The 19,419-nt window shown below is 72.2% G+C and carries 21 protein-coding genes; 11 read left to right on the top strand and 10 right to left on the bottom strand.

Annotated elements, in window-relative coordinates; all coding sequences use genetic code 11:
* Positions 1 to 61: 61 nt before the first annotated feature.
* Positions 62 to 859 (top strand): TetR/AcrR family transcriptional regulator, encoded by a 798-nt coding sequence (locus SCA03_RS08525; protein WP_230988545.1) that lies wholly within the window; start codon positions 62 to 64, stop codon positions 857 to 859.
* A gap of 363 nt (positions 860 to 1,222) precedes the next feature.
* Here SCA03_RS08525 and SCA03_RS08520 read toward each other — a convergent pair whose 3' ends face one another.
* From SCA03_RS08520 to SCA03_RS35010, 5 genes are all read right to left on the bottom strand, one after another.
* On the bottom strand, positions 1,223 to 3,094 hold the full coding sequence (locus SCA03_RS08520) for an ABC transporter ATP-binding protein (protein ID WP_230988544.1): 1,872 nt from the start codon (positions 3,092 to 3,094) through the stop codon (positions 1,223 to 1,225).
* Between the two features lie 143 nt (positions 3,095 to 3,237).
* Positions 3,238 to 3,657, bottom strand: coding sequence for a lasso peptide biosynthesis B2 protein (locus SCA03_RS08515; protein ID WP_086815169.1), 420 nt, complete (start codon positions 3,655 to 3,657; stop codon positions 3,238 to 3,240).
* A gap of 5 nt (positions 3,658 to 3,662) precedes the next feature.
* Positions 3,663 to 3,956 carry a PqqD family protein gene (locus tag SCA03_RS08510; protein WP_141275286.1) on the bottom strand — a complete coding sequence of 98 codons (294 nt, stop codon included), beginning with the start codon at positions 3,954 to 3,956 and terminating at the stop codon, positions 3,663 to 3,665.
* Positions 3,956 to 5,710: an asparagine synthase-related protein gene (locus SCA03_RS08505; RefSeq protein WP_086815164.1), complete on the bottom strand. Its 1,755-nt coding sequence runs from the start codon at positions 5,708 to 5,710 to the stop codon at positions 3,956 to 3,958. The genes SCA03_RS08510 and SCA03_RS08505 overlap by 1 nt, the downstream gene beginning before the upstream one ends.
* A gap of 71 nt (positions 5,711 to 5,781) precedes the next feature.
* A complete protein-coding gene (locus tag SCA03_RS35010; protein ID WP_158102273.1) occupies positions 5,782 to 5,925 on the bottom strand; it encodes a hypothetical protein in 144 nt (47 codons plus the stop codon).
* Between the two features lie 283 nt (positions 5,926 to 6,208).
* On the opposite strand from SCA03_RS35010, the gene SCA03_RS37440 reads away from it, so the two are divergent.
* Complete coding sequence (locus SCA03_RS37440; RefSeq protein WP_143665096.1) at positions 6,209 to 6,583, top strand: hypothetical protein; 375 nt, start codon at positions 6,209 to 6,211, stop codon at positions 6,581 to 6,583.
* Positions 6,495 to 7,619, top strand: a complete 1,125-nt coding sequence (locus SCA03_RS08500) for an NsdA family TPR-like regulatory protein (RefSeq protein ID WP_086815165.1) — start codon at positions 6,495 to 6,497, stop codon at positions 7,617 to 7,619. The genes SCA03_RS37440 and SCA03_RS08500 overlap by 89 nt, the downstream gene beginning before the upstream one ends.
* Positions 7,620 to 7,891: 272 nt before the next feature.
* Here the strand turns inward: SCA03_RS08500 and tgmC are convergent, their stop codons facing one another.
* The 3 genes from tgmC to SCA03_RS08485 are packed head-to-tail and all read right to left on the bottom strand — an operon-like array spanning position 7,892 to position 10,190.
* Positions 7,892 to 9,028, bottom strand: coding sequence for an ATP-grasp peptide maturase system methyltransferase (gene tgmC / locus SCA03_RS08495; RefSeq protein WP_086815166.1), 1,137 nt, complete (start codon positions 9,026 to 9,028; stop codon positions 7,892 to 7,894).
* Positions 9,025 to 9,984, bottom strand: coding sequence for an ATP-grasp ribosomal peptide maturase (gene tgmB / locus SCA03_RS08490; RefSeq protein WP_086816209.1), 960 nt, complete (start codon positions 9,982 to 9,984; stop codon positions 9,025 to 9,027). Before tgmB ends, tgmC begins: the two co-directional genes overlap by 4 nt.
* A complete protein-coding gene (locus SCA03_RS08485) occupies positions 9,981 to 10,190 on the bottom strand; it encodes a putative ATP-grasp-modified RiPP (protein WP_086816210.1) in 210 nt (69 codons plus the stop codon). The genes tgmB and SCA03_RS08485 overlap by 4 nt, the downstream gene beginning before the upstream one ends.
* Positions 10,191 to 10,508: 318 nt before the next feature.
* Here SCA03_RS08485 and SCA03_RS08480 point away from each other — a divergent pair, with 318 nt between their 5' ends.
* Positions 10,509 to 11,090: a TetR/AcrR family transcriptional regulator gene (locus SCA03_RS08480; RefSeq protein ID WP_086816212.1), complete on the top strand. Its 582-nt coding sequence runs from the start codon at positions 10,509 to 10,511 to the stop codon at positions 11,088 to 11,090.
* Positions 11,087 to 11,701, top strand: coding sequence for a membrane protein YczE (gene yczE, locus SCA03_RS08475; protein ID WP_086816214.1), 615 nt, complete (start codon positions 11,087 to 11,089; stop codon positions 11,699 to 11,701). Before SCA03_RS08480 ends, yczE begins: the two co-directional genes overlap by 4 nt.
* 194 nt (positions 11,702 to 11,895) lie before the next feature.
* On the opposite strand, the gene SCA03_RS08470 is transcribed toward yczE, so the two are convergent.
* Positions 11,896 to 12,708, bottom strand: a complete 813-nt coding sequence (locus tag SCA03_RS08470) for an SDR family NAD(P)-dependent oxidoreductase (RefSeq protein ID WP_086816216.1) — start codon at positions 12,706 to 12,708, stop codon at positions 11,896 to 11,898.
* A gap of 100 nt (positions 12,709 to 12,808) precedes the next feature.
* Here SCA03_RS08470 and SCA03_RS08465 point away from each other — a divergent pair, with 100 nt between their 5' ends.
* The 6 genes from SCA03_RS08465 to SCA03_RS08440 all read left to right on the top strand — a co-directional run bounded on the left by SCA03_RS08465 (position 12,809) and on the right by SCA03_RS08440 (position 17,582).
* A complete protein-coding gene (locus SCA03_RS08465) occupies positions 12,809 to 13,486 on the top strand; it encodes a TetR/AcrR family transcriptional regulator (protein WP_086816218.1) in 678 nt (225 codons plus the stop codon).
* 249 nt (positions 13,487 to 13,735) lie between these two features.
* Positions 13,736 to 14,041, top strand: a complete 306-nt coding sequence (locus tag SCA03_RS08460) for a DUF427 domain-containing protein (RefSeq protein WP_086816220.1) — start codon at positions 13,736 to 13,738, stop codon at positions 14,039 to 14,041.
* A 76-nt stretch (positions 14,042 to 14,117) separates the two neighbouring features.
* On the top strand, positions 14,118 to 14,618 hold the full coding sequence (locus tag SCA03_RS08455; protein ID WP_230988542.1) for an SRPBCC family protein: 501 nt from the start codon (positions 14,118 to 14,120) through the stop codon (positions 14,616 to 14,618).
* A 64-nt stretch (positions 14,619 to 14,682) separates the two neighbouring features.
* The gene (locus tag SCA03_RS08450) at positions 14,683 to 15,111 is read left to right on the top strand and encodes a MauE/DoxX family redox-associated membrane protein (protein ID WP_086816224.1); all 429 of its coding nucleotides are present in this window, start codon (positions 14,683 to 14,685) and stop codon (positions 15,109 to 15,111) included.
* A 63-nt stretch (positions 15,112 to 15,174) separates the two neighbouring features.
* Entirely contained in the window at positions 15,175 to 16,755 is a 1,581-nt protein-coding gene (locus SCA03_RS08445) for a radical SAM protein (protein ID WP_086816226.1), read from the top strand.
* The gene (locus SCA03_RS08440; RefSeq protein WP_086816229.1) at positions 16,752 to 17,582 is read left to right on the top strand and encodes a class I SAM-dependent methyltransferase; all 831 of its coding nucleotides are present in this window, start codon (positions 16,752 to 16,754) and stop codon (positions 17,580 to 17,582) included. Before SCA03_RS08445 ends, SCA03_RS08440 begins: the two co-directional genes overlap by 4 nt.
* Before the next feature lie 130 nt (positions 17,583 to 17,712).
* On the opposite strand, the gene SCA03_RS08435 is transcribed toward SCA03_RS08440, so the two are convergent.
* Positions 17,713 to 19,365 carry an amidohydrolase gene (locus SCA03_RS08435; protein WP_086816231.1) on the bottom strand — a complete coding sequence of 551 codons (1,653 nt, stop codon included), beginning with the start codon at positions 19,363 to 19,365 and terminating at the stop codon, positions 17,713 to 17,715.
* Between the last annotated feature and the right edge of the window lie 54 nt (positions 19,366 to 19,419).

The following is a 19,419-nucleotide window of genomic DNA, read 5'->3' as shown; positions in this document are numbered from 1 at the left end:
ATGCGAACGCCGTTAGCTTATGCTAAGCGAGTGGTGTTCACATAACGCCTATCCTTGTCGGGTGCATGAACCGAAGACGACAACCACAGCAGGCGAACTGCCGCCGACGGACCCGGCGAAGACCCGGCAGACCGAACCGAGGCCGGGCACGGCGGCCTGGTGGCTTGCCCGGGAGAGCGAACCCGCCCGGCAGCGGCGGCGCAGAGCACTGACGCTCGATGCCGTCCTCGACGCGGCCATGACCCTGCTCGACACACGTGGCGCAGCCGCGCTGACGATGCGCAACATCGCCGACGCGCTCGGCTGCACACAGGCGTCCCTCTACCGCCACGTGCGCAACCGTGAGGAACTGGTGACCCTGCTCATCGACCGGGCGATCGGCCCGGCGAGCTCGACCCCGCCCGACGATCTGGACTGGGCCGAGAAGGCGGCGTGGTCCGCACGCAGGTTCCGCGAGCATCTGCTGCGGCACCCCGGCGTGGCCTCGCTCCTTCGCGGGACCGAGCGGCTCGGTCCCAACTCGCTGGCCGGGGTGCAGTACTCCCTCGAACTGCTCATCGGCGCCGGCCTCAGCCCCCGGCTCGCGTCCGCCGCCGCATCCTCGCTGGCCACCTTCGTCATCGGCTCGGTGCACCTCAACCTCGGCCTGGACATGTCGGACCCCGAAGAGATCCGTCACCGACGCCTGCTGTACCGCTCCCGGGACACAGCGACCTTCCCCCTGCTCGTCCAGCACGCCGACACCCTCGCGGAGGTGAGCAGCGACGACGAGTTCGAGGTCGGCCTCCACGCACTGTTGACCGGCTTCCGCTCCCTGATCACCAACGGCCCCGCCGAACTCCCCACCGACGGCCGGTAGCTCGCCCTCTGGCGGTCCCGGGGTTCGCCCCGGTGCGCGCGGTCCACTTGGCCCGCAGCATGAACAACATCTTCGCCGACGCCCCCGTGAACGCCGCCAACGTCGGCCTCTGCCCGAACGGTTGAACATGACGTCGTCCCGGGGACCGATGCAGTACACCCGATGTCGCCAGTACCGCACCGGCATCGCCGGGCGGGACCGTTCGACGTTCGGGGCCCTCGCCACGCGCCGTCAGCCTTGACCTCGTTGCCGGCGCAGCGCGCTGCGCAGCCCCTCAGCGTGGCGGGGACCGGCTACCGGTGCGGCCATGCTGCTGACCGGCAGAACGCGATGGGTATACGTCGCCGAAGGCCGAGACGGGCGCTACCTGGCGACGGGGGCTTCTTGGAGATCGTGGAGTTCTTTGAACAGCCCTCGCTGGCTGCGGAGTTCGTCATACGTGCCGGTCTGTACGACGCGGCCGTGGTCGAGGACCAGAATCCGGTCCGCGGCTCGGGTGTTGGCGAGCCGGTAGGTGATGACGAGGGCGGTTTTGCCGACTGCGAGTTCCCGGAGCCTGGCCAGGACGTGCTGTTCGGCTCGGGCGTCGAGGGCTGAAGTGGGCTCGTCCAGGATCAGCAACGGGGCGTCGCGGTGGAACGCGCGGGCGATGGCGAGGCGTTGCCATTGGCCGCCGGAGAGGTCGTGGCCGCCCCACCAGGTGCGGGCCAGGGAGGTGTCGAGTCCGGCGGGGAGTGCGTCGAGGACGGTATCGGCGCCGGCGAGGCGTGCGGCATGGTGGACGGCTGCGTCTCCGCTGGGGTGGGGCTGTCCCAGGGTGATGTTCTCCCGGGCTGCCAGGGGCCAGCGGGTGTAGTCCTGGGGAACTACGGCGGTGTTGGCCCAGACCGTGGCGGGATCGAGTGTGGCCAGGTTCTCGTTGTTCCAGTTCACCTGCCCGGTCGTGGGCAGGTAGAGACCCGTGAGGAGCTTGGCCAGGGTCGTCTTGCCGGAGCCGTTCTCGCCGACGAGCGCGATGAGTTCGCCGCGGTGGATGCTGAGGTCGATGCCGTCGAGGGCGGGGGTGTCCTTGCCCGGGTAGGTGAAGCCGAGATTGCTGGCGGTGATGATCTTGGGTCCCGCCGGGGGTGCCTTCTTCGTGCCCCGCTTCATGCTCCAGGTGTCGGCGGTGTCGAGAAAGGTGACCCAGTCGGTGAGGTAGAGGCTGGTCGCGAACAGGCGGGCGGCAGCACGGACACTGCCGGTGAGGGCCGCATTGGCGGTGCGCACGACCAGCACGGTGGTTGCCGCGGCGGCCACGGGCATGCGGCCGGTGACGACGAGGAAGACGATGCCGGTCCATACCGCGGCGACGGCGAGGGTGGCCAGGAGGTCCCCGGCCCCCTGTACGAGGGCCGCGCGGCGTGCTGCGCTCTTCTGTTCGGCTTCCAGGCGGCCGGAGATGATGCGGTATTGCGTCAGCAGGAATCCGCTCATGGTGGCGGAGCGGATCTCGGCTGCGGTGCCGCGGTCGGTGGTGTACTGGGCCAGGACGCGTCGGAGGCGGCTGTCGGCGAGGTTGCGGTGTGCGGCGTCGTGTTCGAGGCGTGCGGCGCGCACGGCGCCCCATACGCGGGGGAAGACAGCCAGGAGGAGCAGGGGCAGCAGCAGTGCGTTGAGGGTGGTGACGACTGCGAGGCCGGCGAGGAGTTGGGCCAGCGTGGCGGTGAGGTTCTGTGCTCCGGTGATGAGTTCCGGGGTCTTCTCGGCGCCCTGGGTTGCGGCGAAGCGCTTGTCGTCGAAGGCCGGGTTCTCGTAGGCGCCGAGTTCGGCGTTGGCCGAGGCGGTGATGACGGCGAGGTCGGCGTCGCGGTTGACCTGTGGGGCGAGGTGCTTGGCGGCGAGGCGGGCGCCGGCGTCGGCCAGGTATCCGGCGCAGGCGGCGCAGGCGACGGTGAGGAGTGCGGGGAGTGCGCGCCGTACGCGCTCTCCTGCGGGGGCCTCGGCGAGCAGCGCGGTCAGCAGGGTGTTGGTGGTGCGCAGGGCGGTGGCGGTGAGGACGGCGAAGGCGAGGGTGCACACGGCGAGGGTCAGGAGTGTGCGGCGGTCGGCGCGCCAGCTGAGCAGCCAGGCTCTGTGGAGCGTGGCGGGCAGTCGTGCGGCGATGGCTCGCGTGGTGATGTGGGCGGGTGTGCTCTCGTTGAGGCGCATCTCGGGCGGCGGCCCGGGCGCCGGTGCGGGGTGTGTCGCGGTCACGCGCCTCATCTGGCGGGAAGCGGGCTGTGCGGCTCAACCGGTTTCGGCTGTGGTCGGCGCGGAAGTGCAGGCCACAGCCGAAACCGGTCAACGGGGCGGAACTTTCTTCACTCTTGTGAGTGAAGGTGGGCGGGGTGAGTGGTTCAGGGGCTGATGTAGACGGGTGTCCAGGGGTGGTCCTGGCCGCCGCCTTCTTCGGCTCCGATGTGGGTGCCGTCGGTGGTGACGACCCAGGCGTGGTAGGAGGCGGGCAGGGTCCGCGCGCCCATGACGAGGTGGCACCGGCGGCCGGTGAGGGCGGTCGCCAGCACGGTGGCCAGTGAGCGCTCCTTGCAGTCGATCTGTCCGCGCCACCAGGTCGGTTGGCACGCGATGACGGCCTCGTACAGGTGACGGACCCGGTCAGGGGCCGCTGCGGGCAGCCGGCGGGTGGACGTTGCCAACCGCATCCGCACGCGGGTGCGGAAACGGGCCGGTAGCAGCCGCACGGCCAGCGCAACGTAGATGGCAATGCTCGCCGGTGCGCGGTGCCGGAGACGTGCCGGGGCGGGGTGGAAAATCATCTGGGTCACCGTGCTCGCCTCGTTCCTCCGCGGCGTCGGGGCGCTTCGCAGATCAGTCCGGTGTCGCTCAGCGCCGTGATGAAGGCGGTGATGGCGTCCTGCTGGCCGGCTGCGGTGTCGCTGCCGTCCTGCCGCGCGAATTCTTCGGCCAAGCCGTCGGTGGTGCCCTGGGCAGCAAGGGCTTCCCAGATCACGGCGCCTCGTCCGTCGAACTGGTACCAGCGGTCCGCTTTCGGGTCGAGCACCGCTATGCCCCCGGGGCACCGGGCCCAGTACAGGTGGGTGGAGGGGACCGGCATCATGCCCCCTTCGCCAGGGGCGTCCCGGCGGCGTGGTGGGCGAGCCATTGGCAGGTCATAGCCAGGCGCTGGAGGTCGTAGAGCGCGTCGGCCTGGACATCGCCGACGCGCGCGAGGGCGTTCACCGCACGGTCGGGGTCCATCAGGCCGCTGGTGGTCAGGGCGCTGGAGCGGATGAGATCGGCCAGCGGCGTGCGGTGGGCGCGCATGCCGGCGAGGGCCTGGCGGCCGAAGCTGCCCTTGGAGTGGCGGGAGGTCAGCCAGGCGGGCAGCTCGGGCAGCGCCCGGCCCAGCAGCGGCTTGAACGTCGTGATGCCGTGCCGCTCGGCCGGGGGCATCGCGAACGCGGCTCGTACGACCTGGTTGTCGAGGAAGGGGTGTACCTGCCGCACGCCCCACTCGGCCGCCAGGGGGCTGGTGTCCCGCATCTCCCCGCCGTTCAGCCGCAGGGACGCGGTCTGTTCTTCGATGTCGGCTCGGTCGCTCTGGCCCGGCAGGCGGGATCGCGCGGCTTCTTCCAGCAGAGCGGCCACCGTCTCGCGGCCCTCGGCGGTGAGCCAGGTGCCGAACTGCCCCAGGTGACACCACGCCCATACTCCGGGGCGTTTCGACTCGACAACACCGCGCCGGAGGCGCCAGGCGGCCTCGTTCAGAGCCTCGGCGCGACTGGACCCGGCGGCCCGCGTGACGGCCTGCCACAGGTCCCGGGGAGCCCGGTTACGGGCTCGCGCCCAGCCGGTCACCTGCCGTCGCGCCTCGCGGCGCCGGCCGGACTGGACCATGCCGACCCACGCAGCACTACACGAGTCCAGGACGACGTCCCCGCCGTTGCCGGTGAGGTGGAAGGGCAGGCCGGCGGCCGGGCGCAGGTAGAGCTGGTGCTGCCGGTTGGTCAGGGCCGCGGCGACGGGCTGGTCGGTCAGCGGTTGTTGCAGCGTCCACCCGAACGGCAGCTCTTCTCGCCCGCCCGTGCCCACATGCAGCCGGGCGCCGATGTGCTCGGCGGTTCTGCGGGCGTAGGTGAGGTCTTCGTCGCTGGTGTAGGCGTCGGCGTAGGTCACGGCGCAGACCGTGCCTGTCCGGGACGCCAGGATGGCCAGCGAAGAGGAGTCCAGGCCGCCGGAGACATCCGCGCCCGCGGTGCCGTCCCCGGCGCGCAGGCGCCAGTTCACCGCGCTCTGCACCGCGCCTGCGAATGCGGGGGCGCCCTCATCGAGCGGGACTCCCTGCCTGCGCGCGGTGACGTCCACCAAGCGGGGTTCTGCGGACGGCTGGAGCAGCAGCCCGCAGCCACCGGGCACGGCCCGCACCCCTTCCCAGGCGGTGCGGTCGGGCCAGTGCTGGGGGCCGGCCGCGATCCGGGCCGCCAGCAAGGGCAGGTCGGGCGCGGCGCCGCGCGCTTCTGCCAGGTGCCGGGCGCTGGTGGACCACGCGGTGCCCCGGCCCGTGCTGGTGTAGAAGATGCTGCGGAAGCCGGACAGGTCACCGCTCACGAATTGGCGTTCTGCGCTGTCGTGGGCCGCGACCCAGTACGAGCCCGGCAGTTGAGTCAGCTCCTCCCACCGGCCCGCCGTCGCCGCGTCGAGCAGACGCCGGCGTGCCTGCGGCCCGGGGAGAGGGAAGTCGCCCGCCAGGAGGATCCGCACCTGACGGTTCGCGATGGTCTGGACGGGACAGCCCGTCCCCACCCGCACGCCGGGCAGACCCACCGGGCTGCCCTCCGTGCCGGCTGTGCTGATCCACTCCTCGTGCATGAGCCTCCCCTTCGCCGGAATGCCCCGGGGAGCCGGCCTCGGCCGACTCCCCGGACGTCACGAGGTGACGATCACTCGAACCACATGGCGCAGCTGTTGTCCGGGTCGTTGTTCGGCTGGCGGCCCAGGGTCGCCTCCTGCACGGGGAAGCTGGCCGGCAGTTCGATCACCGTGCTCGGCTCCGGGGCGCTCTCGGTACCGGTCGTGGTCTCCACGTCTCCTCCAAAAAGGGGCGATCGTGCGGGGTACGGCGGGCGTCGCCTGGAGTTCGAGACGCCCGCCGGCCGCGTCCTGCGGCAGTACCAGAACACCAGCCCGCCCGGCCGGTGGGGACGCGGCGAACGGCTGCGAGAGGAAGCGAAGAAGCAGGCGTCCACCGGCGCCTGCCGCGGCGCCCCGCTGCACGGGGCTGCGGCGAAATACGGCGAACCCGCCGAGCCCGTTTCCCGGACACCAGCCGCTTCGTACTCTGAAAGGTCACGGACACGGAGGCACTCGATGGGACGGCCCCCCAAAGACCGCGCTGCCAACGCCCAGCTGGACTACTGGCTTCGTCGCGCCGGCTTCTCCAACCGCGAGCTGGCGCGGGCCGTCACCGGCCGCGCGGCCCAGGAAGGCGAACGCCACGTCCACCCCGACGAGAGCCGCGTCCGCCGCTGGCGCGCCCGGGGCGAGACACCCCGCGCCCCCGTACCCAGGCTCATCGCCGACCTCTTGAGCGAGCGCGTGGGCACCCGGCTGAGCATCGCCGACATCGGCATGACCCCCGCCCACCGGCCCAGACCTGCCCTGGCACGCCCAGAGCACCATCACAGCCCTCGCGTACCTGACCCGGAGCGAACTCATGCGCCCCCACACGCGAACCAGCGCTGATGCGATGCACATCGACCACGGGGACGCCCTCCTCGGCCCGATCCAGCGCTGGACCACCGCACGTCCCACCCCGCTCGGCGAACGCACAGCCGCAGCCGAAGGCCGCCTGGGAGCCGCAGACGTCGCCGAACTACGCGAGATCACCGAAGCCTTCCGGGGCCTAGACAACCGCCACGGCGGCGTCCTCTCCCGCCAGGCCGTCATCGCCCAGGTCCAACACGCCGTCGGCCTGCTCAACACCTGCACCTACACCGAATCGACCGGCCGCGCTCTCTTCTCCGCCATCGCCGACCTCGGCTCCGTCGCCGGCTGGATGAGCTTCGACGCCGGAGAACACCGCTGCGCCCAGCGCCTGTTCATCACAGCCCTCCACGCCGCCAGTGAAGGCGGTGACGCAGCAACCGGCGCCCACATCCTGCAATGCATGGCACGGCAGATGTCCCACCTCCAGCACTACGACGATGCCCTCGACCTGGTCGGCCTCGCCCAGTACGGCGCCCGCCGCAGCCTCTCCCCGGCCGCCGCCTCCATGCTCGCCGGGCTCGAAGCCCGCTTCCACGCCATCCTCGGCAACCTGCCTTCCGCCGACCACGCCGCCCGCACTGCCGAAGACCTCTTCGACCGTGTCACTCCAGGAGAAGAACCCGCTCACACCGCCTTCTTCGACCGCGCCGAACTCTCCGCCACCCTCGGCGTGGCCCACCAGATCGCTGCGAAGCACGCCGAGACCGGCACGGCAACCAGCCGGCACGCGGACGAATCCCTCCGCCTGCTCACCACAGCGCTCGACTCACGCCCCGAACACCGACAGCGCTCCAAAGCATTCGACCACCTCGGCATGGCCCGAACACACCTGGTCGTCGCAGAAGTCGACGGCGCCCGAGCCGAAACCATCACCGCCCTCGACCTCTTCTCACGCCTCGGCTCCCCACGAGTAGGTGACCGCCTCATCGAACTCCACGCCGACGCCGCTGCCTACGCCACGGACCCAACCGCGGCAGACCTACGCGAACGCATCGTGCACGCCCTGGCCTAGCCGAGTCCTGCGCTTCGCAGCTCTGCTACTCGCCCCGCTGAGACTCCTCGGGCAGTGACGCCCTCGTCGACATCGAGAAATGCCGCAGTGCCCAGCACGAAGAGCCGCACCACTTCGCCCCCCCCGAGCGCATCCACCGATCACTGACGGACCTGACCATGCACGGTCGGAACCAACCCACGCAGCGAGTGGCCGCACGACGCCCGCGGGTTGCTCGGCTTCCTTGTCGGTGCCGCCTGCGGGGGCCGGACGCTCCGTCCTCCGTGAAGGCGTCAGGCGGGCAGTTGCCAGGAGGGGCCTTCGGGGGTGCCGAGCCAGATCCTCTGTTCTTCGAAGGTGACCGTCATCCCGAAACCGGTCAGGTCGGGGCAGCCCTGTTGTTGCCAGGTCAGCAGCGCGTCCTCGATGTGGTCCCACAGGGAGAGGGGTCCGTGCTGGTGGACGGTCCATCCGCTGCCTGACGGCTCGGTCCACGCCTGGGAGCCGGTGGCCACGTCCCACAGCACGAGCCCGTCTCCGGTGGAGAGCATCTCGGCCGAGGGAGCGGCCAGTTGTGCGACGAACGCGCCGGCCCACTGCTCGGTCAGGGCGGGGTCGAGCCGGGTCGGGCGGGTGCGGCCCTCCTGCCGGAAGAAGGTGCTGTGCGGGGGGCGTTCGTGGGGGCGGGCGAGCATGTAGGTGATCTGGTCGCTCTCGAAACGGCCGGAGAGGACGCCGTCGTCGTCGAGGGTGAGCCGGATCAGTCCGGCTGCGAGCATCCAGCCGCTGAGGGTGGTGGTGATGCTGCCCCGGTCGGCGAGCTGGAAGAGCCATGCGGGCGGGATCGAACGGACCGAGCAGGTGGCGATGATGGCGTCGTAGTCGGCGCGTTCCTTGTGGCCCTGGAGCCCGTCGCCGGTGACGAGGGTCGGGGCGCAGCCCGCCCGTTCGAGGTTCCGGGCCGCGGCGGCGGCGCAGGCCGGGTCGTACTCGATGCTGACGACGTTCTCGGCACCGACGCCGTGGCACAGGACAGCAGTCGAGTAGCCGGTGCCTGTTCCGACTTCGAGGACTCTCCGCCCGCCGCGCAGACCGGCGAGGTGCAGGGTGCGGGCTACGAGCGAGGGCAGGGTGGCCGAGGAGGTAGGGCTGCCGGTCATGGGCCCGCGGGCGTCGGCGGCGTCCACTCCGTCGACCTGTGTCACCCAGGTGCGGTCGCGGTACACCATCCGCAGCCACTCCTCCTCCCCCACCTCGGCACGCGAGACCGGCTCCCATCCGGCGCCGGAGGGGCGGTAGACGGCCGGCGGGATGAACACGCCGCGGTCCACTGCCGCGACCGCCTCACGCCACCGCGGAGCAAGATCCGGACGGGTGTCGGCGACCTGGTCGGCCAGATCGCGGCGCAGACGAGCGGTGGCGGCGGTCACGTCGGTTCTCCTGCGTGTTGGAGCTGGTCTGCGACAGCGGAGACGATCGGCATGCTGATCGCCGAGGGGAACCAGGCGTACTGGCCGTTGGGGTTGCACTCGTACCACCAGGCCCGGCCGTCGGCGTCCAGGCCGAGGTCGAAGGCGCCGAAGACCAGGCCCGCCGCGTCCATGTAGGCGCGGACCGCCTTCTCCAGCGCGGACGGGGTGTCGATCAGGCTGTAGGAGAGCGCGTCGTAGTGGCGCCGCCAGTCCAGCCCCCGGCTCCCGTCGATGCGCACGGTGAAGATCTTCTCTCCGACCGCGGTGACACGCAGATCGGCCACCGACGGCACCCGCCTCTGAAAGAGGTGCATGGTCGCGCCCACGCCCTCATGGAGTTCCGCCGGATCGACTTCGTCCACCCAGACCGTCAGAGCCCGGCCGGTGTCGTCGTGGTAGTCGGTGGCGCGGAGAGGCTTGTAGACGACCGGGCCGTACTCGCGAGCAAAGCGGCGGGCATCCTCCAGGTCGTTGGTCAGGAGCGTCGGGGGCACCTCGAAACCGCAACGGCCGGCGAGCGCCAGCTGAGCCGGTTTGTACTCGGCGTCCCGGTTGCGCCAGGGATGGTTGACGTAGTGCGCGCCGGGCAGCGCCGCCAGCACGCCACCCAGCCCATGGCGCGCCTCCTGCACACTCCAGCGCGCGTCCTGCCCGGCCAGGCCCACCGCGGCGGTGTACGGACGCGGACGGCGCCAGTACACCGACCGGACCGCGGCCACCTCCATCGAGCGGCTCTCGGTGGCCACCGTCCCGGACAATCCCCCGTCCGCACGGACGCTGACACCGACCGCCTCGGGGAAGTCGCCCGGGTCCAGGCGCACCACCGGCACCCGACGGCGGTTCAGCTCCTCCACCACCACGTCGGCGGTCACATCGTCCACACGGGAGACGACCAGCACCGGACCGGCGGTCAATCCGTGTCCCCCTCCTGGTCGGAGCCCTGATCGGGGTTGCCGTCCAAACTGGTCCTCGTCTGCGTCTCCCTGCTGGTCTCCGACCGCTTGTGCCGGGCCGTCACCAGCTCGGCTCCGTCCGCGCCCAGCCACCGGCCGGTCTGAGATCCGGGGTCCAGCACCACCTCCGCAGCCGGCACAGCGGCCCGGTCCGGATACGGCCGCATACGACTCAGCCCCCACGGCACCACGTGATCACCCACCGCAATCGCTCCATTACAGTCTCCATCCTGCTTCACAGTCTGCCCACCCTTTCTCCTTGCGGGGAAGAGGAGTTCTGCCGAGCGGCGGGTGAACAACCCGCGCGTGGTGGCCTCGTCGCGGCATGCCTGCACCCCTACGGGGAGCGACGGGGAAGAGGGTCAGCCAAGGCGCAGTCGCCGACGCGTGGAAGGGGCGGGCTCCGAACGCAGCCCTCTGCCCTGCGAAGAGGGGCATGGAGGCCGGCTCTGGCGCGTATCTTTCCTAACTAGTAAGTTAAGTACATGAGCAGCCGAGGACGCGCCAAGGAACTGTTGACCGAAGCGGCCGACACCGTCTTCTACGAGCACGGCATCAGCTCCACCAGCGTGGACGCCGTCGTGGAGGCCGCGGGAGTCTCCAAACCGACGCTGTACGCCCACTTCCCGACCAAGTCGGCTGTCGTCGCCGCCGGGCTGCGCCACCGGCACGCCGCCCGCCGGGCGGAGCTCGAAGCGTGGGTGGCGCGCGAGGACGCCCCCCGGCGGCGTCCACTGGCGGTGTTCCGCTGGCTCGCGGCCTGGTACGCCGAAGGGGGGCAGCGCGGCTGCGCGTTCCTCAACGCCGCAGTCGAGGCCCCGCAGGCCGACAGGACGATCCGCACCCCCGTCCAGGAGGAGAAGACCTGGCTGCTCACCTTCCTGAGCCGCCTGTGCGCCGAGGCCGGATGTGCGTCTCCGGACGACCTGGCTTCTCAACTGCTCCTGCTCATCGACGGTGTCGCGGGACGCGTCGTGGTGCACGGCCCGGACGCGGCCCCGCAGGCGGCCGCCGATGCCACGCGCGCGGCAGCCGCCCTGATCGACGCTTCGGAGCCCGCGCCGTGACGCACTCCTCGCGGCTCCTCCTCACCCGTTGCGTACGCCTTTCCGCGGGCCTGGCGCTGTACGGAGTGTGCATGGCCCTGCTGCTCAGGGCGGGCCTGGGCGCCGACCCCTGGACCGTGTTCACCCAAGGCATCGCCGAGAAGACGGGCTGGAGTCCGGGTGCGGTCCTGCTCGGGGTTTCGGTGGTCGTGTTCGCCCTGTGGATACCGCTGCGGCAGCGCCCCGGGGTCGGCACCGTCGCCAACGCGTTGTGCGTCGGCCCCTTCCTCGATGTGGCGCTGTGGGCGCTTCCCACCCCGCACGGGCTGCCGGTGCGTGCGCTCTATCTGCTCGCGGGCGTGCTGGGAATCGCTCTGGCAACGGGCCTTTACGTCGGCGTCGGTTGGGGCCCCGGCCCCCGGGACGGGTTGATGACCGGCCTGGCGCACCTCGGCCTCCCGCTCGCCGTCGGCCGCACGCTCGTGGAGGTGTCGGTGCTGGCGGGAGGCTGGCTGCTCGGCGGCACGGTCGGCCCCGGCACGGTTCTCTTCATGGCCACGATCGGCCCTCTCGTCGGCTACGCCCTGCCCAGGCTGACGCTCGCCCCGGCCGAACCGAGGGCTTCTCGCTGAGGCCCCACTCGCCCCCTGTCCGAAACCCGTCGCCCCGGCCGTCCAAGTGACCGCAACTTCACGCGAGTTCGCGTGCGTCCGCGCGTGGCCGAGTCGGTGCTCGTGGACGTGGCCGAGAGCTGTGGGAGAGCGCGGCCTGCCCGAAGTTCCGGCCGGCGCCGTGTCACATGGGCGGCTGCGGTGGGCGGTTCGGCTCAGCTGAGGACGTGGCCGCCGTCGACGGTGATGATCTGGCCGGTGATGTACGGGTTGGCCATCAGCAACAGCGCCGCCGCGGCCGCTTCCTCCGGCGTCCCGTACCGGCCCAGCGGCACGGAGGCGCCGGCGGCGGCGACGGCCTCGTCCGTCTGCAAGCCGGGCAGTGAGCGCATCAGCGGGGTGTCGATCGCGCCGTAGCGGACGGCGTTCACGCGCTGCCGCGCCGGGGCGAGTTCGACGGCGAGCGCCCTGGTCAGCGCCTCCCCCGCACCGCCGGTGGCCAGCGTGACCGACAGGCCCGGCACCGGGCGGGCAACGAGGACGCCGGAGCTGAGGGTGAGCGATCCCCCGGCGGGCAGCCGCTTCGCCGCGGCACGGGCGACGGCGAACGTCCGCCCCACGCCGCCGGCGACCGCTCCGCGGATCCCCTCGTCGGACAGCTCGCCGAGGGGGCCCGGGGCTGCGTGGCCTCCCGCGGTGACGTAGACGTGGTCGACGCGGCCGGCGGCGTCGAAGGCGTCGGTGAGGGTGCGTTCGTCCCCGGCGTCGCCCGCGACGCCGAGCACGGCGTCGTCCTCCCCCGCCGGGCCGGCCTCCCGGACCCGCTCGGCGGCGGACGCCAGCCGGTCCGGGTCCCGGCCGATCAGTACGACGCGGGCGCCGACCCTGCGCAGCAGCGTGCCGGCGGCCAGCCCGATGCCGGAGCTGCCGCCGGCGATCAGGACGGTCGTGCCGGCGAGGGATTCGGGCAGCGGAACGGCGGTGGCCGGGACGGGGGCGGGGGTGGCAGCGGCGGCGTCGGTGCTCATGGGAAGCCCTTCCAAGGAATAAACCATCTGGTTGTTTTTCTCTCGTCGGGGATGGTCCCTCGCGCGGCGGCCCGAGTCAACCGGATGGTTTAATGCGGTCATGGCCTACGACGCGGAGGACACCAGAAGGCGGATCTTCGCGGCAGCCGCTGCCGAGTTCGCCGAGCGGGGCCTGGCCGGCGCCCGTGTCGACCGGATCGCACGGTCCGCCCGGGCCAACAAGCAGGCCATCTATCTCTACTTCGGCGACAAGGAACGGCTGTTCACCGCCGTGGTCCGCGCGAAGCTGGAGGAGGTCGGGGCCGCGCTCTCCATCGACCCGGACGACATCGCCGCATCGGTCGGCCAGCTCTTCGACTGGCACCGCGAGCACCCCGAGTTGATCCGGCTGCTCCTGTGGGAGGCGCTGGAGTCGGCGGGGCCGACGGGACCGGACAGCGGGGGCGCGAGCGGCTCGGCGGCGGGCGGGCACGGGGCCGCGCCGGAGCCCGGCCCCTCCCCCGATTCCGGACTCCGGGACGCCTTCCAGGAGAAGGCGGCCCACCTCGCCCGCGCAGGCGACCGGCGGGCGTCCGAGGACGAGCGTCTGCGCGTCGCTCAGGATCTGCTGTTCTCCGTCATGAGCCTGATCTCGTGGAACTTCGCGGTGCCGCGGACGTGCCGCGCGACCCTCGGCGAGGAGACGGAGGCCGCCGCGCTGGACCGCCGCCGCACGGCCGTCATCGAGGCCGCCCGCACGCTGGCCGCGGCGGCGGCCGACGACCGGGGAGGGTCCTGACGCGGACGCCTGGGGGATGACGGGTCTGCCGCCCCGGCTGTTGACGTGCCGGAAAGAGCGGCAGCCGGGGCCGGCGCCGTGGATCGGCGGGTCAGGCGAGGGTTCCGCCGGTCGAGGTCCGGGCGGAGGGGCTTCCGCGTCCGACCGGCCGAGTGGTGCCCGGCGCGGACACCGAACCGGCGAGGGGGCCCGGTCACGGCGCTAGTGTCGCGGCAGAACCGTGACGGGGCGTCAGAGAGGTGGCCGGACATGATGCGCGCCGTGTTCCACGGCACCGTGCTCGCGGAGGCCGAGCGGACCGTCGTCGTGGAGGGCAACCACTACTTCCCGCCCGAGTCGCTGCACCGTGAGCACTTCACCGGGAGCCGGGCCCGTTCACTGTGCCCCTGGAAGGGGATCGCCCGCTACTACACCGTGACCGCGGGCGGGCGGACCAGCAGGAACGCCGCCTGGTACTACCCGCATCCCAGCCCGCCGGCCCGGAGGATCAAGGATCACGTCGCCTTCGGGGACGGCGTCGTCGTCGAGGACACCGGCCCGCGGGTGGACCCGTGAGAGGCGTTCGTCCGCTGCGGGCCGTGTCCTGGACCGTGGGGGCGGGCGGCCTGCTGGGCGCCGCTTATCTGGGCTGGTGACGGGAGCCGTCCCCGTCGATCTCGGAGTGGGGCGCCGCTCCCGGCCACTGGGCCCGCAGATGGTGGACATCGCCGCCCCGCGGGAGACGGTGTTCGACGTGGTGGCCCGCCCGTATCCGGGGCGTACGCCGCGGGCGATGCGCGGCAGGCTGCATGTGCTGGAGCGCGGCAGCGATCTGGTGCTCGCGGAGCACTTCACGCCTCTCGCCGGCGGACGGCTGCACGCGGTGACGGTGGAGACGGTCCGCTTCACCCGGCCGGAGCGGATCGACTTCCGTCTGGTGCGCGGGCCGGTGCCGCAGGTGACGGAGTCCTTCGTCCTGGAGGACTCCGGGGCGGGGACGCTGCTGGTGTACGAGGGCGAGTTGGGCACCGATCTGTGGCGGCTCGGCCAGCGGTGGGGGGACGCGGTGGCCGCGCGGTGGGAGGCCGCGGTCGCCGCCTCGCTCGCGTCGGTCGGGGCCGAGGCCGAGCGTCGCGCCGCGCCGCGCCGCTGAGCGGGCGGCCGACGCGGTCAGCCGCTTACGGTCCCCGCCGGGGCGGCGCCCGTAGCGTCGCCCCGTGGTGCTCCGTCTCGTCCTCGGCGCGGTCTTCACGGGGATGGCCGTCGGCCAGCTCGCCTCCGCGGCCGACATGCCGGCGCTGCTCGGCGCCTACGGTCTGGTGCACGGCTTTGCTGCGGCCGTGCTCGCGGCCGGGCTGATCGCCGGGGAGCTGGTCTGCGGGGTGTGGTTCCTCGTCCGGCCCCGGTCGGGGGCGCTCGCACCGGTGTGGGTGTACACGGCTGTGGCGCTGGTGTGGAGCGCGCTGGCCGCGCAGGCGTACGCCCGGCGGCTCGTCGTGGGCAACTGCGGCTGTTTCGGCAACCACCTGACCCAGCGGCTGAGCTGGATCGTCCTGGCGCAGGACGGTCTGATCCTGCTGTACGCCGTTCTGCTGCTGCGCTCCGCCCGTACGGCACGCCCGGAGTCCGGATCTGCGCGCCCCTGAGAAGAGCACCTCGGACCGTGGTGTCCGCCGAACCGATTGGCCCCTTCCGAGAGGAACCGTGTGATGACTCAGGACCCGCCGCCGCGGCGCAAGGTGGACAGGGACGAGGTGTTCGTGGAGTTCACGAAGTCGATCTGCCCGATGTGCAAGACACCCGTCGACGCGCAGGTCAACCTCCGTGACAACAAGGTGTATCTGCGGAAACGCTGCCGCGCGCACGGCGAGTTCGAGGCCCTGGTGTACGGGGACGCGGAGGAGTATCTGGCGTCGGCTCGGTTCAACAAGCCCGGCACGATCCCTCTGACGTTCCAGACCGAGGTGAAGGACGGCTGCCCGAGCGACTGCGGGCTGTGCCCGGAGCACAAGCAGCACGCGTGCCTGGGAATCATCGAGGTCAACACGGGCTGCAACCTGGACTGCCCGATCTGTTTCGCCGACTCCGGCCGCCGGCGGGACGGCTACTCGATCACGCATGAGCAGTGCGCGCGGATGCTGGACGCCTTCGTGGCGTCCGAGGGGGAGGCCGAGGTGGTGATGTTCTCCGGCGGAGAGCCCACCCTCCACAAGCACATCCTGGATTTCATCGATCTCGCTCTCGCCCGCCCGATCCGGAACGTCACCCTGAACACCAACGGCATCCGGCTGGCCACCGACAAGAACTTCGTCGCCGAACTCGGCAAACGGAACCGGGCGCCGGGCAGGTCGGTGAACATCTACCTCCAGTTCGACGGCTTCGACGAGCGCACCCACCGGGAGATCCGCGGCCGGGACCTGCGCGCCTTCAAGCAGCGGGCCCTGGACAACTGCGCCGAGGCCGGGCTGACCGCCACCCTGGTCGCGGCCGTCGAGCGCGGCCTGAACGAGCACGAACTCGGAGCCGTCGTCGAGTACGGCATCGACCACCCCGCTGTACGGTCCGTGGTCTTCCAGCCGGTCACCCACTCCGGCCGGCACACGCCCTTCGATCCGCTGACCCGGCTCACCAACCCCGATGTCGTCCGGCTCATCGGCGAACAGCGGCCCGACTGGTTCCGGAAGGGCGACTTCTTCCCCGTCCCGTGCTGCTTTCCCACCTGCCGCTCCCTCACCTATGTGCTGGTGGACGGCGAACCCGGTGCGCGCACCGTCGTGCCCATCCCGCGGCTGCTCGACGTCGAGGAGCACCTCGACTACGTGACCAACCGCGTGCTGCCGGACGCCCGGGTGCGCGAGGCCCTGGAGAAGCTGTGGTCCGCGTCCGCGTTCATGGCCACCGAGACCACCGACGCGAAGCTGCGCGCGACCGCCGAGGCCCTCGACTGCGCGGACACCTGCGGCATCGACCTGCCGGAGGCCGTGAAGGACCTGAGCGACAAGGCATTCATGATCGTCGTGCAGGACTTCCAGGACCCCTACACGCTCAACGTCAAACAGCTGATGAAGTGCTGCGTCGAGGAGATCACGCCCGACGGGCGGCTGATCCCGTTCTGCGCCTACAACTCCGTCGGCTACCGCGAGCAGGTCCGCGCCGACATGTCCGGCGTGCCCGTCGCCGGTGTGGTGCCGAACGCGCTCCCGCTGGCCGACCGGCTCGCCGACACGGCACACGGCTCCCGGACCCTCCGCCCGGACACCGTTGCCGCCACCGCGGAGCAGACGCCGTGACGGGCCGCGCCGCGCCCTCCGGCCCGCCCGGCGACGAGCTGAAGACCTGCTGCGCGGACGCCTACTCCTCCGACGCGGTCGCGCTGCTGCTGGGCGACTCCTACCACCCCGGCGGCACCGCACTGACCCGGCACCTCGCCGATGTGCTGGGCCTCGCCGAGGGCTCCCGCGTGCTCGATGTCGCTTCCGGCCGCGGCACCACCGCCCTGCTCCTCGCCGGCACCTACCGCGTGCACGTCGACGGCGTGGACTACGCACCCGCCAACACCGCCCTCGCGCAGGACGCCGCACGGGCCGCCGGGCTCGCCGGGCGGGCGGCCTTCACCACGGGCGACTCCGAGCAACTGCCCTACCCGGACGCCGTGTTCGACGCCGCCGTCTGCGAGTGCGCCCTGTGCACCTTCCCGGACAAGGCCCGCGCCGCAGCCGAGTTCGCCCGGGTCCTGAAACCGGGAGGCCGCCTCGGCCTCACCGACGTCACCGCCGACCCCGCCCGGCTCCCGGCCGAACTGACCGGCCTGGCCGCGCGGATCGCCTGTGTCGCCGATGCCCGCCCGCTGGACGAGTACGCCGCGATCCTGGCCGGGGCCGGGCTGCGCACGGTGCGTACCGAGCGGCACGACCAGGCCATGGTCCGCATGCTCGACCAGATCGAGGCCCGGCTTCAGCTGCTGCGTATGACCGCCGCGGGACGGCTCACCGAGGCCGGCGTGGACCTCGACGCCGCCCCCGCCGTGCTGGCCGCGGCCCGCGCCGCCGTCACCGCCGGAACCCTCGGCTACGCACTGCTGATCGCGGAAAAGCCGGAGTCCTGTTCGCCGGGCTGAGCCGTCTCCGCCGAACCGGGCGCCGCGCTCTGCCGCGCGCCCCTCAACCGCCCGGAGATTCCGGCCGACAGGCCGGGCGGCGTGGGTGGCGGGGATCGACGTGGGTGGGGCCTACGGCGCGCGGCGCGGGTCAGGCCGGGCTGAGGGCGCCCGCGTCGTGGGCGATGTGGCCGCCGACGACGGTCGCCCCTACGGTCAGGTCCGCGATGCGTTCGGGCGCGACGCGCAGGAGGTCGTCGTCGAGGACGGTGAAGTCGGCGAGCATGCCGCGGGCGAGGGTGCCCTTGCGGTGCTCCTCGTGGACGGCGTGTGCCGAGCCGACGGTGTAGGCGTGCAGCGCCTCCCGGACGGTGACGGCCTCGTGCCCGGCGAGGGGGGCGCCCGCCGCGGTGCGCCGGTTGACCATGTCGTGAATGCCGAGCAGGGGCGCTCCGGCCACCACGGGCGCGTCCGACGAGCCGGGCAGCACCACGCCCGCGTCCAGGAACGACCGCATGCGGTAGGCGAGTCGGGCGCGTTCGGGGCCCAGCGCCGTCAGCAGGCCGTCACCGATCTCGGAGAGGAAGCGGCCCTGCGGCACCGGGATCAGGCCGAGCTGCGCGATCCGGGCGACCTGGGCGTCGCTCGTCACCGCCGCGTGCTCGATCCGGTGCCGTGCGCCGGGGCGCGGGTGCGACCGCTGTGCCTCGTCGTACGCGTCGAGGACGACGTCGAGGGCGGCGTCGCCGATGGCGTGCGTGGCGATCTGCCAGCCGCAGCGGTGTGCTTCGAGCACGTAGGTGCGGATCTGCTCGCGCGAGAACTGGAGCAGCCCCTTGTTGCCGGGGGTGTCGTGGTAGTCGCAGCACATCGCCGCGGAGCGGCCGATCAGCGAGCCGTCCGAGAGCATCTTGGTCGGGCCGACGCGCAGCCGCTCGTCGCCGAAGCCGGTGCGCAGGCCGAGGTCGAGCCCGTACCACCGGGAGCCGGGCTCGAAGGCGCCGCAGTCGTGCAGCGCGGTGATGTAGGGCATGACGGTCATCCGGACGCCGAGCAGGCCCCGTTCGCGTGCCCGCATGTAGGCGTCCAGGTCGGCGGGGCCGTTGCCGATGCCGTCGGTGACGCCGATGCCGGGCTCGGTGACGCTGGTCAGGCCGGCCTCCACGGCGGCCTGCGCGCCGGCGGCGATGTTGGCGATCCACTCCTCGGCGGGCTCGGGGCGCAGCACCTGCTCGACGAGGTGCATGGCGGTCTCCTGGAGCAGCCCCGCGGCCCGCCCGTCGGCGTCCCGTACGACGTGGCCGCCCGGTACGTCGGGGACGCCCTCGCGGCCGGCGAATCCGGCCCGTGCGAAGGCGGCGGTGCTGGCGGCGGCCATGTGGTGCGAGGTGTGCACCAGCCAGACCGGGCGCCCCTGGGCCGCCCTGTCGAGCCCCTCCGCCGTGGGGTGCGCGCCGATCTTGTTCTGGTCGTAGCCGGCGCCCAGCACCCAGGCGTCTTCCGGCAGTGTCGCGGCGCGCTCGGCGACGGCCTCGTAGAGCGCGTCGAGGCTGGGGGCGGCGGCGTGGGTGACGTCCAGCTCGCGCAGTCCCTTGCCCACCAGGCTCAGATGATGGTGCGCGTCGTTGAAGCCGGGCACGGCGTGTGCCCCGCCGAGGTCGACGGTCAGCTCCGCGGTGCAGCCGTCCAACTCCTCGTCGAGACCGGCGATCCGGCCGCCGAGCACGCCGACGGCCCGTGCGGTGGGACGGTCGGCGTCGAGGGTGGTGAAGTGTCCGTTGTGGTAGACGGCGTCGAGGCGCACGGGGTGAACTCCTGTCGTTCGTCGGTGGGTTCCGGGTGATCGGGGCGATGAGGG

Source organism: Streptomyces cacaoi (assembly GCF_006539165.1).
GTDB classification, from domain to species: domain Bacteria; phylum Actinomycetota; class Actinomycetes; order Streptomycetales; family Streptomycetaceae; genus Streptomyces; species Streptomyces cacaoi.
The sequence above is the reverse complement of the archived record's forward strand: the minus strand, read 5'-3'. Positions and strand labels throughout refer to the sequence as shown.

Coding starts and splice junctions, on each gene's coding strand:
- SCA03_RS08510 (WP_141275286.1), bottom strand. CDS start 3,956: ATGCCGGTCCCCTCCACCCACCTGTACTGGGCCCGGTGCCCCGGGGGC.
- SCA03_RS08460 (WP_086816220.1), top strand. CDS start 13,736: ATGATGCGCGCCGTGTTCCACGGCACCGTGCTCGCGGAGGCCGAGCGG.
- SCA03_RS08470 (WP_086816216.1), bottom strand. CDS start 12,708: ATGAGCACCGACGCCGCCGCTGCCACCCCCGCCCCCGTCCCGGCCACC.
- SCA03_RS08515 (WP_086815169.1), bottom strand. CDS start 3,657: ATGATTTTCCACCCCGCCCCGGCACGTCTCCGGCACCGCGCACCGGCG.
- SCA03_RS08505 (WP_086815164.1), bottom strand. CDS start 5,710: ATGCACGAGGAGTGGATCAGCACAGCCGGCACGGAGGGCAGCCCGGTG.
- SCA03_RS08480 (WP_086816212.1), top strand. CDS start 10,509: ATGAGCAGCCGAGGACGCGCCAAGGAACTGTTGACCGAAGCGGCCGAC.
- SCA03_RS08445 (WP_086816226.1), top strand. CDS start 15,175: ATGACTCAGGACCCGCCGCCGCGGCGCAAGGTGGACAGGGACGAGGTG.
- SCA03_RS37440 (WP_143665096.1), top strand. CDS start 6,209: ATGGGACGGCCCCCCAAAGACCGCGCTGCCAACGCCCAGCTGGACTAC.
- SCA03_RS08465 (WP_086816218.1), top strand. CDS start 12,809: ATGGCCTACGACGCGGAGGACACCAGAAGGCGGATCTTCGCGGCAGCC.
- SCA03_RS08485 (WP_086816210.1), bottom strand. CDS start 10,190: ATGCGGCCGTATCCGGACCGGGCCGCTGTGCCGGCTGCGGAGGTGGTG.